10 protein-coding genes and 2 pseudogenes are annotated in these 15,822 nt (G+C 72.3%); 7 read left to right on the plus strand and 5 right to left on the minus strand.

Going from position 1 to position 15,822, the window contains the following annotated elements:
* The 3 genes and pseudogenes from Q4V64_RS27505 to Q4V64_RS27515 all read right to left on the minus strand — a co-directional run.
* Positions 1-2,340: pseudogene (locus tag Q4V64_RS27505) on the minus strand (NB-ARC domain-containing protein); the annotation flags it as partial.
* 14 nt (positions 2,341-2,354) lie between these two features.
* Positions 2,355-4,436: a zinc ribbon domain-containing protein gene (locus Q4V64_RS27510; RefSeq protein WP_303712015.1), complete on the minus strand. Its 2,082-nt coding sequence runs from the start codon at positions 4,434-4,436 to the stop codon at positions 2,355-2,357.
* Between the two features lie 48 nt (positions 4,437-4,484).
* A complete protein-coding gene (locus Q4V64_RS27515; protein ID WP_124444658.1) occupies positions 4,485-4,934 on the minus strand; it encodes a BTAD domain-containing putative transcriptional regulator in 450 nt (149 codons plus the stop codon).
* Between Q4V64_RS27515 and Q4V64_RS27520 the strand changes: the two are divergent.
* Positions 4,846-5,990 (plus strand): annotated as a pseudogene (locus tag Q4V64_RS27520) (MFS transporter); the annotation flags it as partial. The gene Q4V64_RS27515 and the pseudogene Q4V64_RS27520 sit on opposite strands and share 89 nt — an antisense overlap.
* Positions 5,991-6,119: 129 nt before the next feature.
* On the opposite strand, the gene Q4V64_RS27530 reads toward Q4V64_RS27520, so the two are convergent.
* Positions 6,120-6,728, minus strand: a complete 609-nt coding sequence (locus tag Q4V64_RS27530; protein ID WP_124444659.1) for a hypothetical protein — start codon at positions 6,726-6,728, stop codon at positions 6,120-6,122.
* Positions 6,729-6,859: 131 nt separating this feature from the next.
* Here Q4V64_RS27530 and Q4V64_RS27535 point away from each other — a divergent pair, with 131 nt between their 5' ends.
* From Q4V64_RS27535 to Q4V64_RS27550, 4 genes are all read left to right on the plus strand, one after another.
* Positions 6,860-7,783, plus strand: a complete 924-nt coding sequence (locus Q4V64_RS27535) for a tetratricopeptide repeat protein (RefSeq protein ID WP_124444660.1) — start codon at positions 6,860-6,862, stop codon at positions 7,781-7,783.
* Between the two features lie 2 nt (positions 7,784-7,785).
* On the plus strand, positions 7,786-11,400 hold the full coding sequence (locus Q4V64_RS27540; protein ID WP_124444661.1) for a tetratricopeptide repeat protein: 3,615 nt from the start codon (positions 7,786-7,788) through the stop codon (positions 11,398-11,400).
* Positions 11,401-11,488: 88 nt separating this feature from the next.
* Positions 11,489-11,839 carry a hypothetical protein gene (locus Q4V64_RS27545; protein ID WP_124444662.1) on the plus strand — a complete coding sequence of 117 codons (351 nt, stop codon included), beginning with the start codon at positions 11,489-11,491 and terminating at the stop codon, positions 11,837-11,839.
* Between the two features lie 27 nt (positions 11,840-11,866).
* Entirely contained in the window at positions 11,867-12,088 is a 222-nt protein-coding gene (locus tag Q4V64_RS27550) for an ArsR family transcriptional regulator (protein WP_253267411.1), read from the plus strand.
* 368 nt (positions 12,089-12,456) lie between these two features.
* On the opposite strand, the gene Q4V64_RS27555 is transcribed toward Q4V64_RS27550, so the two are convergent.
* Positions 12,457-13,245 (minus strand): IclR family transcriptional regulator, encoded by a 789-nt coding sequence (locus Q4V64_RS27555; protein WP_124444663.1) that lies wholly within the window; start codon positions 13,243-13,245, stop codon positions 12,457-12,459.
* Positions 13,246-13,358: 113 nt separating this feature from the next.
* On the opposite strand from Q4V64_RS27555, the gene Q4V64_RS27560 reads away from it, so the two are divergent.
* Complete coding sequence (locus Q4V64_RS27560) at positions 13,359-14,327, plus strand: 5-dehydro-4-deoxyglucarate dehydratase (RefSeq protein ID WP_124444664.1); 969 nt, start codon at positions 13,359-13,361, stop codon at positions 14,325-14,327.
* Between the two features lie 135 nt (positions 14,328-14,462).
* Entirely contained in the window at positions 14,463-15,800 is a 1,338-nt protein-coding gene (locus Q4V64_RS27565) for a gluconate:H+ symporter (RefSeq protein WP_124444665.1), read from the plus strand.
* Positions 15,801-15,822 lie beyond the last annotated feature (22 nt).

Genomic DNA, 15,822 nt, shown 5'->3' on the forward strand with positions numbered 1-15,822 from the left:
TCACGTCGCCTCAGGCGGCCGTCGCGGCGGCGGTGGTGCGGCCTGCGCATACGCTGCCTCCGGCGACAGCGACGCTCCCTTCGTGAAGGTCTCCCCGAACCCCGCCGCTCCCAGCGCGGTCGTCGCCGCGGCGGTGGTGCGGTCGACGTCCGGGCGTTCCGCGGCGGGGAGCGGCGCGCCCGTGGCGGCGCGGGCGGCGGAGGCGGCGCCGAGGAGGAGCGCCGCGGTCCCGGGGCGGTCCGCGAGGGCGTGGGCGGCGGCGAGGCCCTCCAGGGCGAGGGCGACTGCCCGGGGGTCGCCGGTGGTGAGGGCCGTTGCGTAGCCCTCCTCGTGGTGCGCCAGCGCACCCCGCGCGTCGCCGCGCAGCTCCGCGATGAAGCCCAGCTCCGCCAGGATCAGCGCGTTCGCCCCGTCGAGACCGACCTGGCGGTGCCAATCCAGGACCGTACGCATCCGGGCGGCGGCCTCGTCGAGGAGCCCCTCGCGGCGCGCGCCGAGGCCGAGCCCCAGCTCCGCGTTGATCTCGCCCGCACGGAAGCCGAGTTCGGCGGCGAGGCGCCGGGACCGCTCGTGGTACTCGCGCGCCCTGCCGAGGTCGCCGGTGAGCAGCGCCGTCCGTCCGAGCCCGGACAGCAGGTCCGCGGCCTGGGTGGAGAGGCCGAACTCCTCGGCGGTGACCAGCCCGCCCTGCCGCAGCCGGGCCGCCCGCTCGTAGTCGCCGTGGATCTCGGCGACCGACGCCAGCGGGTACACCGACCACAACTGGCCGCAGGCGTCCCCGACTTCGCCGAAGAGCTCCGCGCTGCGCCCCGCGTCCGCCTCCGTACCGGCCAGATCGCCCCGCAGCAGCCGCTGCATGGACCGGTCCGCCAGCGCGGCCGCCTCTCCCCAGCGCTCACCGAGCGCCCTGAAGCCGTCCAGTGACGCCTCGGTGAGCGCCTCGCCCTCCAGGAGATCCCCCGTCCCGCACAGGGCGTGAGCCAGGAACCACCGTGCCCACGCCGTCCCCACCGGGTCACCGAGCTGTTCGCACGCCTTGAGCGCCGTCTCGATCCGGGCCGCCCGGTCGGTGCCGTCGCCGGTCAGGATGGTGATGCCGGTCTGCCACACGCCGGCCTTCGCCCGCAGCGCCGCGTCCCCGCCGGGCAGCGCGAGCGCCCCGGCGACCGAGCGCCGCGCCTCGCCGAGCCGGCCGCGCAGGATCCAGTACCAGCAGAGCGCGTCGACGAGCCGGAGCGCGTGGTCCGTCTCACGCCGTTCGACCGCACCGTCCAGGGCCGAGCGCAGATTCGCGCTCTCGGTGTCCAGCCGTGACAGCCACGCGCCCTGCCGGTGTCCCCGCAGTTCGGGCTCCGCTGTCTCGGCGAGCCCCATGCAGTACGCGAGGTGCCGCCGTCGTACCGGCTCCGTCTCGTCAGCTTCCCTCATTCGCTCGACGCAGTACGCGGAGATGGACTCCAGCAGCCGGTAACGAGGGCCCTCGACCCCGTCGACGGCGACCACGAGCGACCGGTCCACCAGCCGCACCAGCAGGTTCAGTACGTCCCGGGCGTCGACCCCGTCGCCCGCGCACACCTCCTCGGCCGCCTCCAGCGTGCACCCCTCGGCATGCACGGCGAGCCGCCGCAGCACGGCCTGTTCGGGTTCGCTCAGCAGCTCCCAGCTCCAGTCGATCACCGCGCGCAGCGTCCGCTGGCGGGCCGGCGCACCCCGCTGCCCGGCGCTGAGCAGCCGGAACCGGTCGTCCAGCCCCTCCAGCAGCCGGTGCACACCGAGGGCCCGCACCCGGGTCGCGGCCAGCTCCAGGGCCAGCGGAATCCCGTCCAGCCGACGGCAGATGGCGCCGACCGCGTCCGCGTTGCGCGGATCGAGCGCGAAGCCGGGCGCGGCGGCCGCCGCCCGTGCCGAGAACAGGTCGACCGCGTCCCGCGGAGCGAGCGGCGGCACGGCCCACAGGGTCTCTCCGGCCAGCGCCAACGGCTCCTGACTGGTCGTCAGCATCACCAGCCCTGGAGCCGACCGCAGCAGCAGCTCAGCCAGGGCCGCGGCCTCGTCGATCACATGCTCGCAGTTGTCGAGGACGAGCAGCGTCCGCTTGCCGCGCAGCACCTCGGCGAGCCGGTTCGCCGCGTCGAAAGGTGGCTCCCCTTCGGGCCGTACGCCCCAGACCCCGTCGTCCCGCAACTCCATCGTGGCCGCGACGACCTCGGCCAGGGCACCGCCGGATCCGGCGAGTTCGACCAGCCATGCCCCGTCCGGGAAGCCGCCCTTGAGCTGCTCGGCGACGGCGACCGCGAGCCGGGTCTTGCCGACGCCGCCGGGTCCGGTAAGGGTGACCAGCGTCTCAGATGAGCTTAGGTTTTCCTGGGTGGGGCTGGGTTTTCGGCCCGGTCCCGGTGGAAAAGTGATCTCGGCTGTGCCCCGGGCTGTATCCGTCGTGTGACGGGGGTGGCGTGGGTGTGCAGGTGGAAGCCTGCGCCGAGTCTGGCCCCGTGTGGCTGGTGCCGGGTGGGGGTGCTCATCGTGTGCGGTGCCTGCCGCCGTCCGCGCCGCTGGGTGCGGTGGGTGGGTGACTGGGGCGTCCGCCCCGCCGGACGCTTTCCACTCGGGCCCGCAGCAGCGGTCTGCGCTGCGGGTGTTGTGGGTGGGGCGGGGGCCCTGCGTCGCTGCCTGGGCACAGGGCGGTTTCTCGTGGGGCCCGCTTTGGTCCGGTCCGCGGCAGTGTGCTGCGGACCGGACTCGGGGGCGGGCCTGGGGTGGGTGGTGTGCCGGACCGGCTGGTCCAGCTCCGGGGCCGTGCGGCGGATCACGTAGGTGCCACTCGCGCGGTCCAGGACGGTTGTGTGCTGGTGTTGCAGGCCGCGGGCGCCGATCCGCTGCCAGGCGGCGACGTCCCGGTCGGTGCTGTATCCGCAGGCGGTGTTGGGGCAGCTCGCCCATTTCCAGCCCGGTGTGGTGCGGTCGGGGGCGGCGCGGTGGCGGAAGGCGCTCAGGCATCTGGGGCAGTACCTGGAGGTGCCGCGGGCGGGGACGATGACCACCGTGATGCCGTATTTCGCGGCCTGGTGGCGGGTGTGGGTGACGATCTGTCCGCGCACACTGGAGGAGAGGCGGGTGTTGAGGGTGCGGCCCTTGCCCCGGGCCTCCATGTCCCGCAGGTCCTCCAGGTAGATCACCGACGCTCTCGCGGCGCGGGCGTGGCCGACCATGAAATGGGCGGCGGCCCTGGCGAGCTGCTCGTTCAGCCGCGTACGACGCTTGCTCACCCGCGCGTGCTCGGTGCGCAGCACCGCCAGTTTCGCCGTCGTGAGCGGATCGGGGCGCAGCCCGGATGCGGTGTGGCCGTCGGTCAGGGACCGCAGGTGGGCGGCCTTGGCCCAGAGCTGTTCGGCCAGCACACGCAGCCGGTCGGCCTTGGCCAGCACCCCGTCCGGGCGGAAGAACACCGGCTGCCCGTTCGTGTGCACGGTCGGCTGGGTGCCGCCGGCCAGGGTCAGTGTCCCGCCGGTGAGGAGGGTGTTCAGCCCGTAGTCGAAGGCCACCGCCCGCACATGCCCGTCGCGCCGGGTCGTGGGCACGGCGGTGGTGTGGGCGACGTCCAGGCGCAGGCGTCCGCCGCGCAGGCGCAGGGTCGGGGCGTGCAGGGCGGCCGTGACGGGGATGGTGGGCGGCAGCCGGAACCGGATCACCACGGAGTGCCAGTCACCCCGGGTGCGCGGATCGGGCCGCACCGGCAGGCGCACGGTCAGCACCGCGTAGCGGGCCGGGTCGTCCTCGCAGCGGGCCAGCGTGGCCAGCTGCTTGTCGGCGGCGGCCAGCACCACCTGACGGCCGCCGCCCGGCGCCGCCTCCAGCTCACACAGACCGGCGGGCAGCCGCCCATGCGTGGTGTGGAAGGCGGCCACCTGCCGGGTGCGGGCGCGCAGGATCGAGGCCGCCACACCCTGCCCGTCCGGACAGGCGGCCCGCAGCGCCTCCCACTCGCCCGCGGTGCGCCGCATCGGATCGGCGTCGGGGCCGGTGGGCCAGGTGGCCAGTACCGCGTCGGTGATCTGAGTACGCCACCAGGCAGAGCGCAGCGCCCGCCCGGCCTGCTCCTCGGCGACCCGCCGCACCCGGTCAGGAACGTACAGTCCTTCGGGCACGGTGGCCGCCCAGCCCAGCATCCGCAGCGCCATCCACGCGTTCGACGGCAGCCGCTGCCCCGACCGGTCCCGCCCGCAGGCGAGTTGGGCCAGGTCCGGACGGTTCCAGCGGGTGCCGGTCACTGACGTGCACATGCTCTCGACCAGGGCCGTCAGCCAGCCCACCCTCCCGGCCAGCACATCGGCGCCCAGGACCTCACCGGTGACGGTGTCCAGGCCGCGGAACGCGGACGCCGACGCGCACGCCACCCGCGCCGCCTGCCCCTCACCCAGCTCGACCTTCCGCCGCACCCTGTCACCCCCGCCCGGCCACCCAGAACCGCTGTCCGATCATCGAACTCACTTACACAACGCACCCCGCCCGGAAAGGTCACGCAGCAACCGCAAGAGCCCCGAAGAGACCGGAAGAATCACAGCAACACCAAGGAAACCCAAGCCAATCGGTCCGCTGTTAGTGACCCTCCGGTTGCCGAGGAGTTTGCGTACGGCGGCGACCTCGTCCTCCCGGCCGACGAGCGTGCTGAACGGGGCGAGGATGTGCGTCCTGGTGCGGAAAGGAGCAAGGTCCTGACCGGTGGCGCCCAGCTCCGGGTCCTGCCGGAGCATCGCCCGCTGCAGCCCGGCCAGTTCGGGGCTCGGGTCGAGACCGAGTTCCTCCGCGAGCCGGGTCCGCAGCTCTTCGTATCCGGCGAGCGCCTCGCTCGGTATCGCCGGCGCGGCCGTGCTTCCGTCCACGCTCTCCCTGATCAGCCACATGTTCACCGACCCGCGACAGCGCGCCACGGCCATCGCGATGTGGGTGACCGCGCTCTCGGTGGGCCTCGCCGTCGGACCGGTCGTCGGCGGTGTGATGCTGGCGAGCTGGTGGTGGGGCTCGGTCTTCCTCATGGGCGTGCCCATCATGCTGCTCGCGCTGGGCACGGCCCGGGCGCTGCTGCCCGAGTACCGCGACCCGGCCCCTGGACCGATGGATCTGGCGAGCGTCGGGCTGTTCCTGCTGGCCGTCCTGCCGGTGGTATACGCGATCAAGAGCCTGGCGTCGGGAGCCCCCGCCTGGGAGCCCGCTGTCGCCTTCGCGGCCGGGACGGTCTGCACTGTCGCGTTCGTACGCCGGCAGAACCGGCTGGCCACGCCGCTGCTGGAGCTGCGGCTCTTTCACGACCGGGCCTTCACCGGGGCGCTACTCACCCTGCTGCTCGGGATGATGGCCCTCAACGGCGTCGAGTACCTCGTCCCGCAGTACCTCCAGGCCGTGGCGGGGCAGTCGCCTCTGGAAGCCGGACTGTGGCTGTTGCCCGGAGCGGCGGGGCTGATCGTCGGCTCCCAGCTCACGCCGGTCCTCGCACGCCGGATCCGTCCGGCGTACGTCCTGGTCGGCGGCCTGCTGCTCTCCCTCACCGGCTACGCGGCGATCGCCCTGTCGGAGGGCGTCCTGACCGCCTCGCTGGGGCTGACCGTGATCATGTTCGGGGTCGCCCCGATCAGCGTCCTCGGCACGGTCCTGGCGGTCGGCGCCGCACCCGAGGAGAAGGCGGGGCCGCCGCGGCGACCGGCCAGACGGCCTACGACCTGGGCCTGGCCCTGGGTATCGCGGTCACGGGTACCCTCGCGGTCGCGGTCTACCGTGGCGAGATCCCCGACGAAGCCCCCGCCGCGGCCAAGGACACCATGGGCGCGGCGATCGCCGCCGCGGAACACCTCCCGGACGGTGCCTCGCTGCTGGCCACCGCGAAGGACGCCTTCACCACCGGGCTTCAGACGGCGGCCACCATGAGTGGGGCCTTGGCGCTGGCGACGGCGGTCCTGGCGGCGACGCTGCTGCGGCACATCCCGGCGATCGGCGCGGTTGCCCCCGCCGAGACGGCGACGGGGACGGCGACGGCGACGGGGAAGGGGACTGAGTCGGGGACGGCGACGGCGACGGGGACTGAGTCGGAGACGGCGGCCGCGGCAGAGATCCTGCTCGCTCCTGGTTCACGGGGCGAGGATCGCAGCGAGGAGCGGACGTACGCGGTCGGCCAGGACCGGTAGTTGCAGTGCGGCCTCCGCCCACGCCGGGAGGTCGTCCGCGACCCACAGCCGGCGTGCTTCGTGGAGGAGGTACACGTAGCGGTCGTCGATTTTCGCGAGTTCCCGTTCGTACGGTTTGACGCGCCTGAACAGGACCTCGTCGTGCCCGGCGGCGGACCAGATCCGGCCCATCTGGTGCATCGACTTTCCCGTGGCCACGATCTCATCGGCGAGGCTGTCGGGGACCGGTATCCCGATGGTGCCGTCGGCGAGCCGGACCTCGTCGCGGGTGCGTCGGGCGGCCCGGCCCAGCAACCAGATCGCCAGCGCGCACACGGCCGTCACCGCCACCCCCACCCACCAGTAGCCGGTGCCCACGGTGGCGACGATGAGGAGTGGGGACCACCACAGGGGACGTGCCACGAGCAGGGCGCGGTCGTGGGCCGACGCCTGTCGGACGGCCCTGGACTGGGCCGCGCGGTCGGTGTCCGGTGCGTTGTGGACGATGCGGGCGGGGTCCGGGCCGTCTCGGAACGGGAAGTACCGAGCGGCCCTGGGGCTGTCCGTGGTCATGGTTGGTCTGTACCCAGCGGTGCGGGAGGGGCAACGGCGCCTTGTGGCATGGGAGTTCGCCCTGGGCGGGCAGGGATCGGTCCGCTAGCCTGAGAACTGGTCTCCTGTCATGGAGCAGGGGGGAGGATCACATGGGGCTGTGGTCCCGGGGTGACGGCACCGACGACGATGTCGAGATGATGCGGATCGGCAACCAACTCCTCCATGACCGGGACTGGCCGGGTGCGGCGGTGGCCTATCGAAGGGCGGCCCGCTCGAAGGATCCCAGGACCGCGGCGCTGTCGTCGATCACACTGGGAGTGGCGTACGCCCGTATGGGGCAGGTCCGCCGGGCGCGCCGGATGTGGCGGCGTGCCAGGGCCAAGGGCGATCCGGCGGTGGCGCTCATCGCGAGCATGTTCCTGCTGAAAGCGGCGGTCGATCCCTCGCTCGGAGGCGCGCAGGAAGCGGCTCTGTTCGAACTGCTCGACCTGGACCAGGCCGATCCGTCCCTGTCGAAGGACGCCATGATCCGCGCGAGCAATGTGAAGATCGCGGTGAGCCGGGCCCGTGCGCAGGGGACGGAGGAGTCACTGGCCGCCGCCGAGTTCATGCGGCGCGCCTTCGAGCACGAGCGGGGCGGTGAGGTGCGCAAGGCGCGTGAGCTCTACCAGAAGGTGATCGACTCCGGCCATCCCGACCACGCTCCCAACGCGGCGGATGCGCTGGGCCTGCTGCTGGAGGAGCAGGGCGACCTCGACGGCGCCGAGGTCGCCTACCGCCGGGCGATGGCGTCCGGGCATCCCGAGCACGTCGCCTGGTCGGCGGTCCGGCTGGGGGACCTCCTCGTGCGGCGGCAGGACCTCCGCCGGGCCGTCGCGGCGTACCAGCAGGCCATGGACACCGGTGATCCGACGTGCGCGCCAGTGGCCGCGGACATGCTGGGCACCGTGCTGAGTGTTCTCGGCGATGTGCGCGAAGCGCGCCGGGCCTGGGAGTACGCCGTCAGGCACGGCTCTGCGGACATCGCCGCGGCGGCCCGCGAGAAGCTGCGGAAAGCGGCGGGCGCGTCCTGATCATGCCCGACCGTGTGATCGCCGACTTCGCAGGCCCCGACGAGGTCAGCCTGACGTGCTGCCGGTCCGGCGTGACCGAGCGCACCGGGCCGTTCGCCTTCGCCTCCCCCCTCGGCCCGCAGGACCGGCAGCACCTGCGCTGGTATGTGGAGGACCGCCCCGACCGGCCGTCCGGCGGCGATGCCGCGCGGGCGGAGCTCGTGGAGGGGCGCCTTGCGGACCTGGGACACCGGTTGTACGAAGCGCTGCTGGGGCACGAGCGCGCGACAGCGGCACGGGCACTGGCCGGTACGGCGGGCTGCGAGTTCGTCGTGCGTTCGGACGACGTGACTGTGCTCGACCTGCCGTGGGAACTGCTGCGCGCTCCGGAAGCCGACGCCCCGCTGGCCACGGCCGCGCGAGGCGTGACGCGGTGTCTGCCCGGTGCCGAGCTGGACGAAGTCGCCCTTCCAGCCGAACGGTTGCGCCTGCTGCTGGTGATCGGCCGCCCGGCCGGCACGGCGGACGTGCGCTACCGCTCCATCGCCAAGCCCCTGCAGGAGTGCGTCACAGGGGTGTCCGCATCGGCGGAGCTGACCGTCCTGCGGCCGCCGACGCTTCGGGCGCTGGAGCAGCGGCTGACGGAGGCGCGTGACCAGGGCAGGCCGTTCAGCGTGCTCCATTTCGACGTGCACGGGGAACTGACGGTGGACGGCGGGACGCTGCTGCTGGAGACGGACCGGGGCGGCCCGCACCGGGTGACCGTGTCGCGCCTCGCGCAGGTCGTCGCGGCGGCCGGAGTGCCGGTCGTGGTGCTCAACGCGTGCGAGTCGGGGGCGGTGGGCGCGCACCTCGAAACGTCGCTTGCCGCGCGGCTGTCCCTGGAGGGCACGCCGTCCGTGGTGGCCATGGGTTACCGCATGAAGGTGACCGCGGCGGCCGAGTTCACGGCGTCCTTCTACGAACGGCTCCTCGCCGGAGACGACGTGACGCTCGCCGTGCGCGCCGGGCGCCGACGTCTCTGGGAGGATGCCGCCTCGCACCACGGGGAGTCCCCGCCGCCGGCCGGCAACTGGCTGATTCCCGTGCACTATCTGCGGCGTGAGGCGCGGTTTCCGAAGCTGTCCGCACGGCGCGAACTGTCCATGCGAGGTGAACTGTCCGCGGGGCGGGAACCACCTGCGCGGCGCGAACCGTCCGCGCGGCGCGAACCATCCGCACGGCGCGAACCATCCGCACGGCGCGAACCATCCGCACGGCGCGAACCGTCCGCGCGGCACGCCGGAAGCGGTCCGCCGCCTGGAGAGGATCCGCTGATCGGCCGCGACGACGTGTTCCTGTCCCTGGAACTGGCCGCTCGCCGCCATCGGGTACTGCTGCTCCACGGCATGGGCGGAATCGGCAAGTCCGCCGCCGCGGCGGCCTTCAGCCGATGGTGGCGCGACACCGGCGGGGTCGACGACCCGCGCTGGGTGGTCGAGACCTCGTTCACCCGGGGCCCACAGAGCTTCCGGGACCTGCTGGACCACATAGGCCGCCAGATCGCCCCCGCCCCTTCCACGTCCGGCTTCAGCACGCGCGAGCAATGGCACGCGCATGTGCGCGGCCTGCTGCTGACCCGCCGGATCCTGTTGGTGTGGGACGGCTTCGAGACCGTCGGGACGATGCCCGGCCCGGACACGGCATGGTCCGAAGCCGACCGTCGGCACCTGGCCGCGCTCGTCCGTGACATCGCCGACGAAGGCCGGAGCACCGTTCTGCTCACCAGCCGGACGCACGAGACCTGGCTCGGCGACATACGACGGGTCCGGGTCCCGCCGCTGCCCGACGACGAGGCCCGGCAGTACACACGGTCCCTGGACGACGGCCGGACGCCCCCGGAGGAGGCGGACGTCGTCGAGCGGGAACTCGCGGGTCATCCACTCGCACTGCGCGAGATCCGGCCGCTGCTCACGACCGCCGAACCCTGGGCCGTACTGGAGCTGTTGCGCGGAGAGACCCCGCGCTCGGAACCGCGGCTGCCCCCGGCTCTCACCGCGGACGTCGCCCACTCCTTCCGCCACCTGCCGGCCGATGTCGCCCGGTTCCTCACCGCGGTCTGCCTGCTGCCCAGGACGGTGACGGCGGAGGTGCTGACCCGGCTGTCCGCCACGCGGTCCGGGCGGTTCGCCGGGGTGACCGCGGCCACCTGGGCGGACGTTCTCGAACGGGCCGCCGCCGTGGGCCTGTTGGAGGACCTGGGGGGTGGCCGGTACGCGAAGCACCCGGCCCTGTCCGCCTTTCTCGCGGAGCGGTGGCGTGCCGAGACCGGCGACGACGACCGTTTTCGAGTGGAACGGGAGCAGGCCATACGGGAACTGGCACAGCACGAGCCCAACCCCGCTGTGCGGTTCCTCGGTGAGTCGGGAGCGATCACCGGGCATGCGCTGATCGACGACCAGGCAGCCATGGTCGGCATGACGCAGTCCTTCTCCGTACTGCGCGAGCTCAGACTGTGGTCGGGGGCGGAAGCAGAACTGCTCCCTCTGCGGGCGTTCTTCGACCGGATCGGCCTCGCAGGCTCGATCGTCGGCATGACGGCCCGCTTCCGGGCAAGGCTGGACGAAACCGAGCTGGACGAAACCGAGCCGGACGCCACCCTCACCTGGCCGTTCCGCCCGGGCGGCCTGGACGGGATGGTGTGGTTCGCCGTACGCCACCACTACACACCGGCGCCCGATCAGGCGGGGGCACTGGTGCGCGCCTGCCGCAAGGTGGTCCGGCTCCTCGAGCGCCGGCCTGTGTCCCCCCGGCGGCAGCGGCGCCTGCTCTCCGTGCACCACGAGCTGGCGCGGATCTCCCGGGAACGGGCGAACCTCACCGACGCCGAGCAGCATGCTCGCCAGGCTCTCGCCCTCGCTGGCGATCCCGGTACCTGGACCGATCACGACGAGGACGTCCTGCAGATCCCTTTCGAGCCCTTCGTGTTCGCCGAAGAGCAGTCGATCCGCGGCGAGATCCTCGGTGAGCTGAGCGTCATCGCCTCCCAGCAGAAGCGGTGGGACGTGGCGGACACATACCTGCGACAGGCGTTGGCCGTAGCCGAGTCCGTAGGAGATCCTCGGGCCATCGCGACAGCCCTCGCCGATCTGGGCTCGGTGACCCTGAGGAAGGGAGACCTGCGCGGGGCCCGCCGCTGGTACGTCCGGGCCCTGGCCCGCTACACCGAGTACGGGGCCCGTGGCCGGATGGCCGAGATCTACGGCAACCTGGGTGACATCGCCTCCGCCGAACTGCGCCTGGCCGACGCCGAGGACTGGTACCGCCGCGCCCGGGGCGTCCTGGAGCAGGTCGACGCCCCGCGCGACACTGCCTGGAACAACTTCCGGCTCGGAGGGGTCTGCCGCGACCGTGGACGCCTGGCGGAGGCCGAGGCATGGTACCGGCAGGCGCTGGAGGGCTTCGAGTCGTTGAACGACGGATACCGTACGGCGATGGTCCACGACGCGCTCGGGCGGACCGCGTTCGACCTGGGCGACCTGGACGGCGCTCGCGTCCGGCACAAGCAGGCGTACGGACTGTTCCGCAGGCTGGGCAGGCGCGCGGAGGCCGAAGACAGCCGCGCCGAACTGCGACGGCTCGCGCGGCTGGACCGGTGACCGTGGCCGCGACATCCGGGAAGCACCCAGATCCGCGCTCTATACGATGGCCGGGCTCAGGCACCCGTCGGCGAACCACGGAGGAACTGTGAACGACCAGGTTGCGCGTACCGCCCGAGCCGCGGCCGAGGTCCTGGCAGCCGAGTTCGACCGGCCCGACATCGTCGACGAAGTCGAAGCGGGGCTCTACGCCAGCGCCGAAGGACGACGCCCCGGCGACTACCTGGATCCCGTCGCTCTCGGCAGCCTGGTCGTCAGCGTGGCCGGCCTCGCGTGGACGATCTACACCGACCGCAGGAACGCGCGGAAGGACACGGACCTGACCGAGCTTGTCCGCACCCTGCGCGCGGAGCTGCCCGAGACCGGGGAAACGACCACCGACCGGGACCGCGTCATCACCATCGTCGTCAGGGAGACGATCCGCGCCGAGGAGGAATGACTGTCGTCGGCCTCACGCGAAGGGGAGGTGGTCCTTCAGGAGCTTCGGATCGCCGTCCTTGCGCAGAGGGAAGGCGCTGCCCTGGAGGCTCTGGCCACGTCCCTGCCCCAGGTCTCCCGCCACCTCGCCCGGCTGCGCGACGCCGGCCTCGTCACGGTGGAACGCGACGGCCGGCGTGCCTACTACCAGCTGAAGCTGGAACGGGTACGCCGCATCGGCGACGACCTGCTCACAGCTCTGTTCCACTGACCGCGCGCTAGGGCCTGTTGCGAAAGTCCCGCCTGCCCCGCGACGCCATGCACGCTCCCCCACTGCCTTAAAGGCGTGGGAGGGGCCCCCACTCGCCGCACCGGGCGCAGGCCCACGTACAACCAGTACGAGGGCCTGCGCCCGGCACGCCGAGAGTACGCACCTACGCGGACATCAGCCTCCCCCACTCTCGGCTTCGCTCGAGCGGGGGGACCCCCATCGCGGCGGGCGCGGGGCCCGCCCTCCGGGCGGACGACGGGACTTTCGCAACAGGCCCTACCGGCCCCGAAGCGGGCGGCCCGGAGCGGCCGGAGCGTGACCGCTGCTTCTCGGCTCTCGCCGACGAGGCCCCGGGCGTACCCGCGGCCTCAGCGCCAGTCGGGTATGCCCGGGACTGGCGGCAGATGGGCTTCGATCTTCGCTCGTACCTCCCGCATCACGGAGACGATGCGGACCTCGTGTTCCCGGGTCAGCCGGGCCACCGGGACCGAGCAGCTCATGGCGTCGGTGGCCGGTGCGTCGTACCGCAGGGCGAAGCCGAAGCCGGCGATGCCGGTCACCGTCTCCTCGCGGTCGATGGAGTAGCCGCGCTCGCGCACCTGGGCCAGGTCGGCGAGCAGTGCGGCACGGTCGGTGCGCGTGTTCTCCGTGAGGGCCGTCAACGGCCCGTCCCCGATCGGCAGTTCGTCGTCGGGGCGCTCGGCGAGCAGCGCCTTGCCGAGGGCGCCGGCATGGGCGGGGACGCGGCGGCCGACACGGCTGATGGTGCGCAGGTACTCGTGGGACTCGCGGGTGGCGAGGTAGACGACGTCCGGGCCGTCGAGCCGTGCCATGTGGATCGTCTCGCCGAGCGCGTCCGACGCCTCGTCGAGGTACGGCCGGACCGCACGGATGCGCCGGTCGCCGTCGAGATAGCTGGTGCCGGTGAGCAGGGCGCGGATCCCGATGCCGTAGAGGGAGCCGGTGGCGTCGGTGCGGACCCATCCGCAGTCGACGAGGGTCTGGAGCAGCTGGTACATGCTGCTGCGCGGCACGCCCAGGTCCTCCGCGAGCTGGTCCAGTCGCGAGGGCTGCTCGCCCCGCGCGGCGAGCAGTTCCAGCAGCGCGACGGTCCGGGCCGCCGACTTCACACCGCGGACACCTCTCCCCTCCGACATGGGCCCATCGTAAATCCGCGTCAATCCGAGGCTGCCCACCCGTTGACCCACCCCGTTCACCAATCTAACCTCCATCTGCATACGTAGACGCCATCTGCATACAGGGATGCGACATGACAGGTATCAGCGCGGAGGCCGCAGGGGTCGCGGGGGTCGCTCAGCGACTCCGTGACGGAATGGCGAGCGGGGTGCTGTCCTTCCCCCTCACGAACTTCCGGGACGACGGCGGCCTCGACCTGGACGCCTACCGGGCCTACCTGGCCGTCCGGTTGGCCACCGCACCCGGCGCGGTGTTCCCGGCCTGCGGGACCGGAGAGTTCTTCTCGCTGGACGAGGACGAGTACCGGGCGGTCGTGCGGACCACGGTCGAGGTCGCCGACGGACGGTTGCCGGTGGTCGCGGGCATCGGCTACGGCTGGGCGCAGGCGCTGCGCTTCGCCCGTATCGCGGAGGAAGCCGGCGCCGACGCCGCGCTGGTACTGCCCCACTACCTGGTCGGGGCCCCGCAGGACGGTCTGGTGGAACAGCTGCGCCGGATCGCCGAAGGCACCCGGCTGCCACTCATCGCGTACCAGCGCGGCCAGGTCGCCTTCACCGCCGACGGCCTGCGCCGGATCGCGCGGATCCCCACCGTCATCGGCCTGAAGGACGGCCACAGCGACCTCGACCGGCTCCAGCGCCTCACGCTCGCCGCGCCCGACGGCTTCCTCTTCTTCAACGGCGCCGCCACCGCCGAGATCCAGGCCCGCGCCTACGCCACGGTCGGCGTCCCCGCCTACTCCTCCGCCGTCCACGCCTTCGCACCCGAGATAGCGAACGCCTTCTTCACCGCGCTGCGGGACGGGGACGACGCGGGCGTGACCACGCTCCTGCGCGAGTTCTACGTCCCGCTGGTCGAACTACGTGACCGGGTGCCGGGCTACGCCGTCTCCCTGGTCAAGGCCGCCGCCCGGCTGCGCGGCTTCCCGGTCGGCCCGGTGCGCGCCCCGCTCACCGACCCCGGCCCGGTCGACCTCGCCGACCTGGAGAAGGTGCTGGACCACGGCCTGAGCCTGGTCGGCACCGTACGACGCCCCGCTTGACGAACCGGGGCGCCTCTCGTGCCCGCCCGATGAACCTCGCGGGTGCGCGTCGTGCCCGCCCGACGAACCCGCGGGTGCGGCGCGTCGTGCCCGCAGGATGACCGATGCCCCGGACCGGACCAAAGGGGAACTGCCATGCCTCTCCTCGTAGTCGGGATCAGCGTTCTGATCCTGCTTCTCCTCATGACCAGGCTGAGGCTCAACGGCTTCGCGGCCCTCCTGCTCGTGGCGGTCGGCGTCGCACTGGTCCGGGGAATCCCGGTGGCCACCATCCCCGACGTCCTCTCCGAAGGCATCGGGGACCAGATCGGTGACACCATGCTCACCATCGGACTCGGCGCCATGGTCGGCCGTGTCATGGGCGACTCCGGCGCCGCACAGCGGATAGCCGGCAAGCTCCTCGACGCCTTCGGCCCGCGGTGGGTCCAGGTGGCCATGGTGGTCACGGCCATGCTGATCGGCGTGACCATGTTCTACGAGGTCGCTTTCATCATCATCGTGCCGATCGCGTTCACGCTGGTCAGGGTCACCGGAGCGAAGCTGCTGTGGGTCGGCCTGCCGATGTCCATCGCCCTGTCCACCATGCACAGTTTCCTGCCGCCGCACCCCGGCCCCACCGCCGTCGCCGCGACCTTCCACGCCTCCGTCGGGCTGACGCTCTTCTACTGTCTGTTCATCGCCGTGCCCGCCGGCGCGCTCATCGCCCTGACGTGGCCGCGCCTTCCGTTCATCAAGGCGATGAACCCCTCCATCCCCAAGGGCCTGGTCAGCGACCGCGAGTTCACCGACGAGGAGATGCCGGGACTGGGCTGGTCGCTGTTCGTGGCGCTCTTCCCCGTGGTGCTGATCGTGGCCGCCGCCGTGACCGACATGGCCACCTCCACCGAGAGCCCGTTCCTGCACTTCGTCGCCTTCATCGGCTCGGCACCGATCGCGCTGCTGCTGACGCTGTGCCTGGCGGTCTGGGCGTTCGGGCCGCGGATCGGCCGGAGCCTGGAGGACGTCGGCGCCTCCTGCACCTCGGCGGCCCAGGCGATGGCGATGATCCTTCTGGTGATCGGCGCCGGCGGGGCCTTCAAGAACGTCCTCGTGGAAGGCGGGATCTCCGACTACATCAAGGACGCCACGGACGGCTGGTCCATCTCGCCGATCGTCCTTGCCTGGCTCGTCGCCGTCATCCTCCGTATAGCGCTCGGCTCGGCGACGGTCGCCGTCGTCACGGCCTCCGGCGTGGTGCTGCCGCTCCTGGCGGGCAGCGGGGTCCACCCGGAGATGATGGTGCTGGCCGTCGCCTGCGGTTCCATCGCGTGCTCCCACGTCAACGACCCGGGATTCTGGCTGTTCAAGGAGTACTTCAACCTCTCCGTCATCGAAGCGATCAAGGTCCGTACCACCTATACGACGGTGCTGGCCGTGCTCGGCCTGGGGGGCGTCCTGGTGGCCGAGTGGACCCTCGACGTCCTCAGCCTGTAACTCGACTCATCCATGACACAAA

The organism is Streptomyces sp. NL15-2K (assembly GCF_030551255.1).
Classification (GTDB): Bacteria; Actinomycetota; Actinomycetes; order Streptomycetales; family Streptomycetaceae; genus Streptomyces.